This window comes from Natrialba sp. PRR66 (genome assembly GCF_034808065.1).
GTDB lineage: Archaea > Halobacteriota > Halobacteria > Halobacteriales > Natrialbaceae > Natrialba > Natrialba aegyptia.
Window position 1 is genome coordinate 183394 of sequence record NZ_JAXHGN010000006.1, and the last position, 13330, is coordinate 196723.

Annotated in this window: 9 protein-coding genes; 1 reads left to right on the forward strand and 8 read right to left on the reverse strand. The window is 59.8% G+C overall.

What is annotated here, in order from left to right:
- Nucleotides 1-10 precede the first annotated feature (10 nt).
- Nucleotides 11-1303 carry a threonine/serine dehydratase gene (locus SM755_RS20020; protein ID WP_323174210.1) on the reverse strand — a complete coding sequence of 431 codons (1293 nt, stop codon included), beginning with the start codon at nucleotides 1301-1303 and terminating at the stop codon, nucleotides 11-13.
- Nucleotides 1300-2643 (reverse strand): amidohydrolase, encoded by a 1344-nt coding sequence (locus tag SM755_RS20025; protein ID WP_323174211.1) that lies wholly within the window; start codon nucleotides 2641-2643, stop codon nucleotides 1300-1302. Before SM755_RS20025 ends, SM755_RS20020 begins: the two co-directional genes overlap by 4 nt.
- A gap of 144 nt (nucleotides 2644-2787) precedes the next feature.
- On the opposite strand from SM755_RS20025, the gene SM755_RS20030 reads away from it, so the two are divergent.
- Entirely contained in the window at nucleotides 2788-3768 is a 981-nt protein-coding gene (locus SM755_RS20030; protein WP_323174212.1) for a D-2-hydroxyacid dehydrogenase, read from the forward strand.
- A gap of 114 nt (nucleotides 3769-3882) precedes the next feature.
- Here the strand turns inward: SM755_RS20030 and SM755_RS20035 are convergent, their stop codons facing one another.
- From SM755_RS20035 to SM755_RS20060, 6 genes are all read right to left on the reverse strand, one after another.
- A complete protein-coding gene (locus tag SM755_RS20035; RefSeq protein WP_323174213.1) occupies nucleotides 3883-5028 on the reverse strand; it encodes a low temperature requirement protein A in 1146 nt (381 codons plus the stop codon).
- 131 nt (nucleotides 5029-5159) lie between these two features.
- Nucleotides 5160-5978: an SDR family oxidoreductase gene (locus SM755_RS20040; RefSeq protein WP_323174214.1), complete on the reverse strand. Its 819-nt coding sequence runs from the start codon at nucleotides 5976-5978 to the stop codon at nucleotides 5160-5162.
- Nucleotides 5979-6133: 155 nt separating this feature from the next.
- Complete coding sequence (locus tag SM755_RS20045) at nucleotides 6134-6934, reverse strand: helix-turn-helix domain-containing protein (RefSeq protein ID WP_323174215.1); 801 nt, start codon at nucleotides 6932-6934, stop codon at nucleotides 6134-6136.
- Nucleotides 6935-7667: 733 nt separating this feature from the next.
- Nucleotides 7668-9908 (reverse strand): hypothetical protein, encoded by a 2241-nt coding sequence (locus SM755_RS20050; RefSeq protein ID WP_323174216.1) that lies wholly within the window; start codon nucleotides 9906-9908, stop codon nucleotides 7668-7670.
- Nucleotides 9909-10284: 376 nt separating this feature from the next.
- Nucleotides 10285-11463, reverse strand: coding sequence for a M24 family metallopeptidase (locus SM755_RS20055; protein WP_323174217.1), 1179 nt, complete (start codon nucleotides 11461-11463; stop codon nucleotides 10285-10287).
- 188 nt (nucleotides 11464-11651) lie between these two features.
- On the reverse strand, nucleotides 11652-13148 hold the full coding sequence (locus SM755_RS20060) for a dihydrolipoyl dehydrogenase (RefSeq protein WP_323174218.1): 1497 nt from the start codon (nucleotides 13146-13148) through the stop codon (nucleotides 11652-11654).
- Between the last annotated feature and the right edge of the window lie 182 nt (nucleotides 13149-13330).

Consider the following 13330-nt stretch of genomic DNA (forward strand, 5'->3'; position numbering starts at 1 on the left):
GCCGTAGGAATCAGTTACAACGAGGGCACTCGATGACCGAAACCGCGTCGAGTTCAGCCAGCGCGGAGAGCACGCCGTCCAGATGCTCGGGGCCGCTTCCTTCGAGTCCGATCATCACCGGAACGCGGTTCGGACGGTCGACCGGTCCGGTTCCCGTCCCTGTGCCGCGACGGACGCGTTCTAACGCGTCGAGTTCGGCTCCTTCGGCTTCGACTGTTTCTACGATGTCGCCGACGGTCGTCGGCCAGCCGTCGAGGGCCAGCCGCGCCTCGACGTAGCGCCCGAGTTCGTGCAGGCCGGTCCGAGTCAGTTCGGCGTGCTCGGTGAGGTTCACGTTGCCGCCGGAGATGATAACGCCGACGTGTTCGTCTTTGAGAGCGAGCCCGGTCTCGTCCGTCAGTGCGGCAGCGAGCGGCGCGGCACCGGCACCCTCGGCGACGGTCTTGGCTCGCTCTGCCAGCAGGGTAACGGCGGTCGCGATCTCGCGGTCCGTAACCGTCACCACGTCGTCGACGACTTCGCGGGCGGTTGCAGCTGTGGTCTCGAGCATCCGGGTGTCCGCGATTCCCTCCGCGACGGTATCCACGTCCGCGAGTTCGTGTATCCCCGCGCCCTCGCCGTTCCGAGCGTCTGCTGCGGCCTCGAGCGTCCGTTTCGCGTGGGCGGCTCCCTCGGGCTGGACGCCGATAACGCGAACGTCGTGCTCGGCGGCGTCGAGCGCCGTGCCGACACCCGAGATGAGTCCGCCGCCGCCGATCGCGACGAGCACCGTCTCCATCTCGGGATACTGGTCGCGCAGTTCGAGTCCGATCGTCCCCTGCCCGGCGATGATCGCCTCGTCGTCGAAGGGGTGGACGAACGTCTCCCCGGTTTCGTCGGCTCGGTCGAGTGCGAACTCGTAGGCTCGTTCGTAGATGTCGCCCTCGACGACGACTTCGGCACCGTAGCCGCGGGTGGCCTCGATCTTCGCGGCGGGCGTGACTTCGGGGACGACGATGGTCGTCTCGATATCGAGCAATCGTCCCGCTAGCGCGACGCCCTGGGCGTGGTTGCCCGCACTCGCGGAGATGACGCCCGCCTCCCGTTCCTGGACATCCAACTGCGCCAGCTTGTTGTACGCGCCGCGGATCTTGAACGAGCCCGTTCGCTGGACGTTCTCGAGTTTGAGCCCGACTGACGCTGCGCCGCTCAGTTCGGCGAACGTTCGCGACGTGTCGAGCGGCGTTCGGTGGACGATGTCGTCGATCCGCGCACGGGCGTCCTCGACATCCGCGAGCGTGACGAGATCGTCGAACCCGTTCATTCGCGCCCCTCCGTCTCCACGATGCGGGCGTCTCCGTCCGCCTCCGCGGGATCGACGTGCGGAACCGGGTGCCGGGACTCGAGTTCACGGATCGTCTCGACGAGCACGTCGACCCCGTGTTCGAGACTCGCCTCGTCGACGTCGAACGTCGGGGTGTGGTGGCTGGTCGGGTGATCGGTCCCGACGATGAGGTACGTCGCGAGCCCCCCGTCGCGCTGGACGCGTTCCATCAGGAAGGTCGCGTCCTCGCTCGCGCCGAAGTCGGCGGCCGGCAGCACGCGCTCGATACCCGACGCGCCGTCGGCGACCTCGCTGACGAGCGCCTGCAACTCGGGATCGCTGTCCGCACGCGGCGATTCGCTAACGACTTCGACCTCGGCCCGGCAGTCGTGCATCGTCGCAGCCGATTTGACGGTGTGCTCCAACCGATCTTTCATGAACTCCATCAGCTCGGTCGTCTCGCCGCGCGCTTCGGCCTCCATGTGGGCGCGCTCGGCGATAACGTTGCTCGCAGTGCCCGCTTCGGCTTTCCCGATATTCACCCGCGTCATGCCGTCGCTGTGGCGGGGAATCCCGTAGGCGTTCTCGATCGCCGTCCCCATCGCGTGCATGGCGTTTGCCCCCTCGTTCGGCGCTTTCCCCGCGTGCGCGGAGGCACCGTGGATCGTCGCGTCGACGTGGCACATGGCCAGTGGCTTCTCGATCCCGGCGACGACCTCGCCCGTCGGATGATCGAGACCGACGTGCACGGCAAGCAGGTAGTCCAGCCCGTCCGCGAACTCGCTTTTCGCCATCGGACAGCCGCCGCCGCTGGTTTCCTCGGCGGGCTGGAAGAAGACGACCAGCCGCCCCGAAAAGTCGTTTTCTGCGATGGCTTCGAGGACGGCCAACCCCCACGTCATGTGCACGTCGTGCCCGCAGGCGTGCATCGCGCCGTCGATCTCCGATCGGAACCCCTCCGCGGCCGGATCGTGCTCCTCAGCGGTCGACTCCTCGATGAACAGCGCGTCGATATCGACCCGCAGTCCGATCGCGGGTCCCTCCCCGCGGTCGAGAACGGCGACCGCGCCCGTGTTGCCGCCGGCCATCCGATCGAGCAGCGCCGGATCCGCGCCCCGCTTGCGAGCGCGCTCGATCCACGAATCGAGGTCGGCGTCGGGAACGGCCATCCGATCCGCGGGGTCGTAGGCGTCCGGCCCGACGGCCAGTTCGTCGACGCCGATCGCTCGAATCTCCTCGACGAGGCGAGCCGTCGTGTAGAACTCGCGCCACGCCGGCTCCGGGTGGCGGTGAAGGTTCCGTCGAAGGGTCACGAGACGATCTCGTATCGGTTCGTTCATGCCAGACACTGACTCACTCCACTAACTTAATTATACACAATCAGTGTTGATGGTAGGTACACAAAAGGAATAAGAGAGGCGATGACAACCGTTGGGTACGAGTCGTTTCAGTGGCGAGAACACGCTACTGCGACGGAGGATCATATGAGCACGAGTACGAGTACGAGCACGAACGCAGATGTCGTCGTTCTCCGCGAGGGAACGGAAGGGCTATCGATGGAATCGTACGCCGAAACGCTGCGCGAGCGACTGCCGAACCACACCGTCGCGCTCGCACGGACGCCCGCCGAGGAGCGTGAACTCGTCCCACAGGCGCGGGTCGTGACAGGGATCACGGTCGAGGAAGACCTCCTCGAGCGGGCCGAGCGACTCGAACTCTTCGCGTGTACGTTCGCCGGCACCGATCACGTCCCGATGGAGGCGCTCGCCGAGTACGGCGTCGCCGTGACGAACGCGGGCGGTATCCACGCACCAGGAATCGCCGAGCAGTCGATCGCCAATATGCTCGTCTTCGCGCGTAACCTCCACGAAGGCTGGCGGCGCAAGCAAAACAGCGAGTGGCGACACTTCCAATCCCACGAGTTCACCGGGAGCACCGTCACTGTGGTGGGGCTCGGCTCGATCGGCCAGGAAATCGTCCAGCGCCTCGCGGGCTTCGAGGTCGAGACGATCGGTATCCGCTACACGCCGGAAAAGGGCGGCCCGACGGACGAGGTCCTCGGGTTCGAGGCGGAAGACGTCCACGAGGCGTTCGCCCGCAGCGAGTACGTCGTGCTCGCCTGTCCGCTGAACGACCTGACGCGAGGACTCGTCGGCGCGGACGAACTGGCGACGCTGCCCCCGAACGCCGTCGTCGTCAACGCCGCGCGCGGCGGCCTCGTCGACACCGACGCGCTTGTCTCGGCACTGCAGTCGAACGGCATTCGAGGGGCCGCACTCGACGTGACCGAGCCCGAGCCGCTGCCGAACGATCACGAGCTCTGGGACCTCGAAAACTGCCTGCTGACTCCCCATACGGGCGGGCACACGCCGAAACACTGGGATCGGTTAGCCGACATCGTCGCGCACAACGTGAGCGCGCTCGAGGACGGCGACGCTGAACTCGAGAACGTCGTCTCTCAGTAAAGATACTATTATTCCGTTGAATGTTGTCCAGAAATTAGAGTGAACGCGGACCACGATATCTAGCGGGTATCATCATGGGACAATGAGAAAACCCACCAGAATCCGGCGGAGGGATCAATCACTCTTGGAAAGGTGGCGTCCCCGGATTGCGTTCCGGTCCGCAGAAAAGATAGTCTCGTAGGCTGCAAGTCCGACGAAGAGGGCCGTGAGTACCGTAAGAGCGACAAAAGCTGGAACCCGAACTGCCACGAAGAGTAATCCCACGGTAATAACTGCCACAATGAGTCGGGCAACGCTCACAGTCCCGTGATCGTGATACCTCCAGGCGTTGTGCCCGAAGAGGTAGAGTGCGCTACCGCCACACAGCCCGACAGCAGCGATGAGTCCGAGCGGTTCGGTAAGATGGGCGAGTGTCTGTTCAATGCCGAGAGCGATGAAGATAATGCTCCCAACTATCGGGAGATGGAGAACGCTGTATGAATCGCGTGCCAGTCGCGTTCGCTCGTAGCCGCTCGTCTCGGCGAGCTTTTGCCCCGCGGCGAGGATGATATAATCGAAGTAAAGCCACCACAGCGCGACGATAAGCGTGAATCCGAGAAGAACGGAGAGAAGCACCACCGGGCCGCTGGTAAGCTCTTCTGTCCCGACACCGATACCGATCGCCACAATCGACTCACCTAACGCGATGATCATGATGAGTTGGTGACGCTCGACGAAATGCCCGACATCGCACTCGAATCCTTCGACGCCACGGACGAATACGATTCCGTAGTCGATGGCAAGTGCTGCAGCCCAGAGAACACTCGCCAGCGGGTCAGCGAAGAAACTAGCAGCAACGATCAGTGCCGGACCACCGAGGAATCCGGGCGCAACTTGGACCACTGCGTCGCGTGTTTCGGACGGGGCAGTGTGGATGTACAGAAGAACATGAAGGAATCGGACGAGGAAGTACGCGACTCCAAACACCAGCGCCGTCTCGCCGAATGCACCAGGAATTGAAAGTGCAACGACGACCATCGACGTCATCGCAGCAAGGAGAATCAATCGTTCGGATATGGCCTCTTCAGCGGATGCAGCACCCGTTAGCCACGAATAGACGACCCATGCCCACCATACCGCTGCGAGTATCGCTGCACCGCGTACGAGGCCGACCCACGTGAGATGGTCAACAAGAAAGCTTGTGACCTGCGTGAACGCGAAGACGAACACTAAATCGAAGAATAGCTCTAACGTCGACGCAGCTTTCCCTTGATCACTCACATCGGTCGGATCCGGTTGGAATGCCGACCCAGAATCAGTCGTGCTCATTGATAGCTAGTATAGTTCTGTCTTTGGTCGCTCATGACAGCATTATGTTAAATACTGTGCTTTAAAGGAAACTCCCGTATCGGTTAGTCCGCCAACCCGCCGTTAATTCGGATTGTTTGGCCCGTGATCCAGCCTGCCTCTTCCGAAGAGAGAAACGCCAGTAGCGGCACAACATCGCTTACTTTCGTTAGTCGGTTGCCAATACTCATCGATTTATATCGCTCGGTTGATTCTTCTGTCTCATCAGGATAGTAGAATGAGGTATCCGCTGGACCAGGAGCGACCGTGTTGACGGTGATTCCTCGATTACCGACCTCCTTGGCAAGCATCTTCGTGAACTGTTCGGTCGCTGCCTTCGCACCAGCATAGACAGAGTACTGTCCCGTCATCACCCCCGTCAACGTCGTCGAGAAGTTGAGAATACGGCCGTCATCGTTCATACATCGGGCTGCCTCGCGGAAATTGAAGAACGTGCCCTTCGTATGGACGTCGAACATCCGATCGTACTCGTCCTCGCTCACCTCTTCAAGTGGTTTCTTCAGCATCACACCAGCGGTGTTGATGAGAATGTCCAGTCGGCCAAACTCATCGATCACCTGCTGATACATCTCCTCTACGTCAGCGACGTCTGTTACGTCAGCCTGTACGGGTACGGCCGTGCTGTCGTATCCTTCGACTGCATCCACGACGGCGGTAGCATCAGCCTTGCTACTATGGTAGTGGACGGCGACATCTGCGCCGAGAGCACCGAGTGCCTTCGCTGTATTCTGTCCCATTGCGCCGGAACCGCCAGTAACAAGCGCGACATCTCCCTCAAGCGGACGGTTGCTCATCAGTTCTTGAACATCGTCTGCAACGTCGAGCGATGCGCCGGTTTGTTGACCGGATTGGTTCTGAGCCATATGCTTTCATCGGTCGGACACGGAATAGTGATTCTCACTGCAATAAGCCGACGATATTGCACCGTCTGAAATACCCATCCCCAATAAGACAGGTATTATATAATTATGGCAGTTTTTTCCGACGTGAGTTCAACGGCATCTCGTCGAGTTCATCTCTAGTCGACTGAAAGACGAAACGCGTCCTGGTCTACTAGTGTCGCTTGATCACCGTATGATTCGAATGTTTCAACCGCCCACGAAAAAATCTCGTCATCCTCGGTTTCGATGAGTACCGGGAATAATCCGTTTGCATCAGTAACGCTGAGTACGACCGTCTCATCGATGATTTTCAGGTTGACCGGTATATTCCCGTCGTACCGATAGACCGGTACTTCGTTTGCAATCATCTCTTGGAACCACTGCCTCGTGGTACGACTCTCGTTAACGGTATCAACTGCCTCGTGAGTGAGTATGACCGCTGTTCGTTGCTGCCCCTGAATAACCGCCTCGTAGTGGGGGCGTGAGGCGTTTGGGTCGATTGCCTGTTTGAGGATACGTGTCCGATCAGCAGAGTCGAGCAACTGACCGACACGCCGTGCGGGCGCAGCGGGGTCGGAGGTGGTCGCTTCGGTGAGCCGTGCTCCCCGGAGTTGATGAAACTCGATGCCCAGTTCATCGAACGGCAGATACTGAGCAATTCCCTGAAAGTGACGAATCGTTGTAGCGGTATCGAGTAACTGCGTGATATCTTCGGCCATAGCTGAGCCGAACCGAGTTGTGCGATACTGTGCTCCGTCTTGTGAAACCCATTTTCGGTCTTCGAACTGCCGAAGTAAGCGGCTCAACGTAGCCCGTGATATATCAAGCTGGTCGATGAGTTCATCTCGATCCCGTGGTTGCTCCGCCAGCAACTGCAGCGCGTGGATGCGCGTCTGTGACCGCGCGAGAAATTGGATATCCTCAAAGGAATCGTTCATACAGAGGAATCAGTGAGAGACGCTTTTAGGCTTGGGGTCGTATCAAGTCAGTATCACCAGCGTTGAATCACAGACTCTGGTCGGGACAACACCGTTTCCGAATCAACATATAAGCAGAGAGTTAGGTGGGGTAGAGAAACTCAAACCCCAGATTCTAGCCGAGCCCTTACAATCCATCCAGTCGTTTCCGGTTTCAGTTAGGAAGTCATGACCGACGCAGACCCACCGAAGAGGTTGACACCATTCGCGAACCTCTCGGTCGAACAGAAGAATGCTCGGTACGCCAAGTACGATGCTGATCGCCGACGGCATCTGAAATTCAGCGACAACATCTGATTCATCCCTTCAGAAATCGACGACCACCGCCCCCTCAAACTGCTCCAGCACTGTGCGGGAATAGCTACGCTCGCCACGCCGGCATCCATTGGGGACTTCGAGAGCAACGACGACGCAATCAGTAAACTGATGTAAAGCAGCACGCGAGCGCAGCCTCCCAGTCTACCTCATCAATAGCCGCGAGAAAAGACCCATCATCAAGCGAGTTCTATAGTAACGACTGGAAGTCTTTGCTCACAGCAGATCTCAAGAAGAGTGATTTCGGGTGTTTCCTCCCGGCTGCTGACGAAGTGTGAGTAGAAACTTCTGCAAACTACTATATTTCCCACTCATGTGCGTGGGATACCAAATGTATTTATAAATATATTTCAAATTGTAAAGGCCCGCCGAACAGTGATTACTCCGGCAGGATCGGCACAACGTCCTCGAAGTTGTAGAGGACGCTATCTGTCAGCGATGGGCCGGTGTCGAATACGCCAGCATCAACGTCGATTGCATCACCAGTGTACGGGTACTCCGGTGACTCGTATCGGCTTCGGTAGTAGTTGCCGTCCGGATTTCTGAGACCGACGCCGAAGTCGGTATCGGTCGGCTCGTCCAGCATGATCTCGAATGACTCGCCTGGATCCACGTCGGATACGTCGACTACGGGAGAGACTATCTCACCCCAGCCATCAATACAGAAGGCCTCAGTGTAGCCCTCTGGTGCGTTTTCCCCATCAGCGATCGTACAGCGAACCCCGGAAACCTCTCGTTGAACGTTGAAGTAGAGACCGTTGAAGCTCGAGTGGCTATCCCTCGATTCAGGACTGGGTAGCGAGATCGAGGTCCCGAGATTTCCGTCTCCCGCTCGGATTTCAGTAACCGCATAGCGAACGTTTTGCGTCGTAGATTGGCCGCTAGAGTAGACGCCAGCGGTTACCGTGAGGGATTCATTCTCGTACGTGTAATCCGGGCTACTGTCCTCGCCTCGGTCCCAATAACCGCCATCGGCGTCGACCGTAATCGAATACGTGTTGTCAGCGTTTATTCCGTCAGCTGGTGCAAGAACGAACGAGTCGCCGGCACTCAGGTTGGAAATATCCGTCTGGGTAACGACCTCTGCAGCACTATCTCGGAGATAGGCCGTTTGATGCCGATCCGTGTTTTCAGAAAGACGTGCTTCGATCCTCTCGATGTTTTCTTTCGCCTGGAAAAGAATACCAGCTTCATTTGTCGGTTGGCTGTAGTCGTCATCCGACCCGAGGTCTAGCCACCCCTCAGTTCCGCCTTCGTCGTTCCCGTAATCGAAGTAGAACGACGGGAGGCTTCCGTCATCAACAAGGGGACTCTCAAGGCCGAGATCATCGGCTGACAGCGTGGTGCTGGAATATTGCTCGCCCTCATAATGGAGTTCCCCCGAGGAACCGATGGTGAACTCGTCGCCCATGGTGGAGTCGACGCGAACATCCTCCTCGAAATAGCAGTAGCCGTCGTTTTTCCACGGCACGTGGAACGTGTGATCCTGACTTCCCTCGTCGTAGATGTAACAGTCTCTGAAGGTAGCCGATCCCTCACCGTTGACGGTGCTGTCGATGCGGACAGGGAGTTCGGAGCCGCCACGGATGTGGACAACCAACTTCTCGAACTCGCAGTGAATCTGATCGCTACGCAACTGGACTGCAGCATTACCCCAGGAATCGCCATCAGCGATGATTTCGAGGCCGGTAACACTGGCCTCACCGTCTTGATGGACAAACGGCTGGGCAAGCTGGGAGTCGCGCTCGCTCGTTACCTCGGCAGTGCCGCCGACGACGACATCGCCATCGCTAATGCGGATATTGCCACGAGCGTTATCCTTGGCGTGACAGTTCCAAACGACGTTTTCCCCAGCATCGAGGTAGAAGCCGTTTGATTCCCACTGTTCGGCATAACAGTCCTTCCAGACGTTATACCCCTCGTGGCCCTCGACCGAAATACCGATCGCCTCGTCCTTTTCGCCGTCGCCCTCGAGACCACCGTCGGGCATCTCGAGGCGATGGATGAGCGTCTCGACACCGGAAGCGCTATCGATTGCGACGGTGTTGTTGAAGCCACCGTCCTGCGTTCGGGTTCGCTGGCCGAAGAACGAGATATCCTCGAAGAATCCTTCTTCTTGAATCGCTCCATAGGTGGTAATGAGTGCGAGGTCCGGCCCCTCCGAGATATCGACGTTGAAGCCCTGCATCAGGATCCGATCCTCGCCACCGAGCGGGAAAATGATCGACGAGGAGTACTCACTCTGGTCGCCGACCGCATAGATCGTCGCATCGTCACCCGCGATGGCAACCATCGATCCGGTGGAGTCAACGGAGGAGTGCATCTCGTAGGTCCCGGATCCGAGATCGACGATTTCACCATTGTTGGAAGCGCTCTCAATTAAATCAGCGAGATCCCCGTTCCGGCCGTCGTAGTCATCGGCAGAAACGACGGTAGCATCGACATCCTCACGGATATCGTCGTAGGACTCCTTCCACAAGTTGTAGGCCTTATTCGGAACCGCATCGACTAGATTGTAGTAGTCACCCGAGTTTTGCGTTGTCGAACCGGAAGACGCAGCGGTCTGTGTTACTCCCTGAGTCAGGCCGATCATCGATGCTCCGAGGACTGAACTGCCCATCTTCAGCCATCCTCGTCGATCCAAGAGAGTTCGATCGTTGTTCGTAGCTTCGTCGCTATCGCTATTACTTCTAGCTATGTCTTTTCGAGACATCAATAGACAATTGACCATTGTCCAATAAATAAATGGGGAATGATTCACCCACAATATATAATCACACTATGGTGTATTAAAATGTATTACAAATATATAAATTAACATCTTTATTAGAATGTTACCTTCTGGTAACTCTACTCAACGGCTTACTCCAACGCTACACGGAATTCATCATCAGAGAGCCGATTCGCCGCAGTGAACCGGCGAATTAGGAGTCACCGGGAGAGTACCGTGGAGGCAACCATCTCCCGAGAAGAGCGTCTCAAAGGGGCAAACGTGACTACACCGTAAACAGCTGTCGCGGGAAGTCCGCCAGCGTCTCCGCGCCGGAACTCGTCACGTGGAACGTCTCGCTAATCTCCATGCCGATATCCTCGGTCCAGATGCCCGGAATCATGTGGAATGTCATGTCCTCCTCGAGAACCGTCTCGTCACCGGGCCGGATGCTCGCCGTGTGCTCGCCCCAGTCCGGCGGGTAACCCAGTCCCATCGAGTACCCGATACGATCCTCCTTCTCGATGTCGTACTGCGCGATGGTCTCTCGCCAGGCCTTCTCGACGGCCTCGCAGGTGACGCCCGGTTCGGCGGCGTCGAGTGCGGCCTCGATTCCCTCGGTGACGATATCCGCGGTCCGCTCGAGTTCAGCCGGCGGGTCGCCGACGAACGTCGTCCGGGCGAGCGGAGAGTGGTAGCGGTGACGACAGCCCGAGAGTTCGATGATAACCGGGTCGCCGTCCTCGAACGGGCGGTCGGTCCAGGTCAGGTGCGGCGTGCCGGTGTGGTCGCCCGAGGGCATCAGGGGGACGATCGAGGGGTAGTCCCCGCCGAACTCGTCGGTGCCGGTGATGAGCGCGTCGTAGATCGCGGCCGCGGCCTCGTACTCGGGGACGCCCGCCTCGATGGCGTCGATTCCGGCCCGCATGGCGTTCTCCGAGATGCGGGCGGCCTCGCGCATGTACGCGAGTTCCTGCTCGGATTTCTTGACCCGGACCCAGTTGACGAGCAGCGTCGCGTCGCTGAACTCGGCCGCGGGAAGGTTTTCTTGCAGACGCGTGTAGGATTTCGCGGTAAAGTAGGAGGCGTCCATCTCGAGTCCGATGCGGCCGTCGTCGACGTCGAGTTCGTCGAGGACGCCCGCGACGTAATCCATCGGGTGGAGGTCATACGGCGAGTGGACGTGGTCGTCGCTGTACGACCGGATGCTATCTGCGGAGAGGTTAGTCGTCGCCCGTGCGCCGTCGGCGTCCATCTCGCGGCCGACCCAGACCGGTTCGTCGCGGTCGGCCGTCACGATGACCGCCTGGTGAACGTAGAACGACCAGCCGTCGTAGCCGGTGAGGTAGTTCATGTTGGCGGGGTCGGCGACGACGAGCGCGTCGAGGTCCTCCTCGTGCAAGCGCGCTTTCGTCCGGTCGAGCCGACGGTCGTATTCGGTGGTGTCGAAAATAGCTCGTGACATGATACCAGGGCCTATGCGAACAGTTGCTCAGCGGGACCTAAAACTTTTCGTGTATAGTAAATACAGATACCGTTCACATAATCCCATTCGGATCGTCCGGTTACGACTGTAGTCGTCCTGGGTCTCTAACCGCTGCCACGCTGGTGATTGCGGTGTTCGCGCCCTGGGCCGGGACCGTCGTGGGAACGCTAGTGCTCGTGATCGTGGTCGTGGTCGTGAGACTGCTGCTGTTCGTGACCGTGCTGGTGATCGTGCTCGTGTGTTCCCCCGTGACGCGTGAACTGCCCGGCGAACGCCCGGCCGACGACCTCCGACAGCGCCGGATGGATGTGGACCGACTCGCGGATATCCCAGACAGATCCCGTCCCCGCCGTCATCGCGACGACGACCTCCTCGATGAGATTCGACGCCTCGGGCCCGACGATGTGACAGCCGAGTAGCCCCCCGTCCGGTTCGGCAACGACCTTGACGAACCCCTCAGCGTGCATCGCCTGCCCGCGGGCGGTATCCTCGTAGCGATACGTCCGCGTCGCGTACTCTCGATCCGCCTCGCGGAGCGTCTGTTCGCGGACCCCCACGCCGGCCACTTCTGGCGAGGAGAACACAGCGAAGGGCATCGCCGTGTAATCGACCGGTTCGAGTTCGTCGCCGAACAGGTTTCGAACGACGGCCCGAGCCTCGTGATTCGCGCTGTGCTTCAGCAGGTACTCCCCGACGATGTCTCCGAGTGCCCAGATTCCGTCCGCCGTCGTGCGCAGGTACTCGTCCGTCTCGATAAAGCCGAATTCGTCGGTTTCGACGCCGGTGGCACCGAGGTTCAGCGTATCCGAGTTCGGCTGTCGGCCCGCCGCGACGAGCACGGCGTCGCCGGTCACGGTGACGGGATCGTGCGCCGACGGATCGTCCCACGCCGGCGGATACGGCCGTGCCTCGACGGTTATATCCTCGCCGGATTGCGAGGCGGCGACGGCCTCGTACCCCGTGTGCACGTCGAAGCACTCGTCGTAACGCTCGGTGAGCGCGGCCGCACTATCCTCGTCGCTCTCCGGAAGCAGATACTGGCGGCGACCCACGATCGACACGTCGCTGCCGAACGTCCCGAAGAAGTGCGCGAGTTCAGCCGCGATGAACCCGCCGCCGACGATGACGAGGTGATCGGGCGGCGTCTCGAGTTGGAGAGCGTCCCGACTGGTGAGGGAGTCGACGGCGTCGATGCCGTCGATCGGCGGGATGGCCGGACGTGTGCCGGCCGCGATGAGAACCGTGTCGGCGCGGGCGCGTGCACCGGCGTCCGGTCCGTCGACGACTTCGACCGTCCGGTCGTCGACGAAGCGACATTCGCCTTCGAACAGCGTGTGCTGCTCCGAGGCCTGCACGCCGCGGTAAATCGAGTCCGAACTTCCCGCCACGTCCTCGTTGACCTCGCGGACGATCTCGGCGAAGTCGACGCCGGTCACCTCGGCGTCGATCCCGAACTCGTCGGCGCGCTCGATGGTCTGTCGAACCTCCGCGTGGTACAGCAGTTTCTTCGACGGAATGCAGCCGCGATTGAGACAGGTGCCGCCGAGGGGGCCCTTTTCGACGACTGCGACTGACTGGCCGCGGTTCGCTGCGGCGCTCGCTACGTCGAGTCCGGAACCCGATCCGACGACGAGGAAGTCGAACGCCGCGGTATCCGTCTCCATACGTGATCGACGGCTGCGAGACCCATTACCCTTACACTGGCAACGACAGCGAACCGGAGAGGATCTCTGAGAAAGAGGGATAGCGTGATAGCACTCCGAACGAGTTGTCGTCGGCTGCAGAGGCGGAGTCGATCGCCCGCTCGGAAATCGAACAGTCAAGCCGTTCAGACAGACGAAAACGA

What these genes read in the sequence shown, in the direction of transcription:
- SM755_RS20020 (WP_323174210.1), bottom strand. Translation starts at nt 1,303, where the DNA reads ATGAACGGGTTCGACGATCTCGTCACGCTCGCGGATGTCGAGGACGCC.
- SM755_RS20025 (WP_323174211.1), bottom strand. Translation starts at nt 2,643, where the DNA reads ATGAACGAACCGATACGAGATCGTCTCGTGACCCTTCGACGGAACCTT.
- SM755_RS20030 (WP_323174212.1), top strand. Translation starts at nt 2,788, where the DNA reads ATGAGCACGAGTACGAGTACGAGCACGAACGCAGATGTCGTCGTTCTC.
- SM755_RS20040 (WP_323174214.1), bottom strand. Translation starts at nt 5,978, where the DNA reads ATGGCTCAGAACCAATCCGGTCAACAAACCGGCGCATCGCTCGACGTT.
- SM755_RS20045 (WP_323174215.1), bottom strand. Translation starts at nt 6,934, where the DNA reads ATGAACGATTCCTTTGAGGATATCCAATTTCTCGCGCGGTCACAGACG.
- SM755_RS20050 (WP_323174216.1), bottom strand. Translation starts at nt 9,908, where the DNA reads ATGGGCAGTTCAGTCCTCGGAGCATCGATGATCGGCCTGACTCAGGGA.
- SM755_RS20055 (WP_323174217.1), bottom strand. Translation starts at nt 11,463, where the DNA reads ATGTCACGAGCTATTTTCGACACCACCGAATACGACCGTCGGCTCGAC.
- SM755_RS20060 (WP_323174218.1), bottom strand. Translation starts at nt 13,148, where the DNA reads ATGGAGACGGATACCGCGGCGTTCGACTTCCTCGTCGTCGGATCGGGT.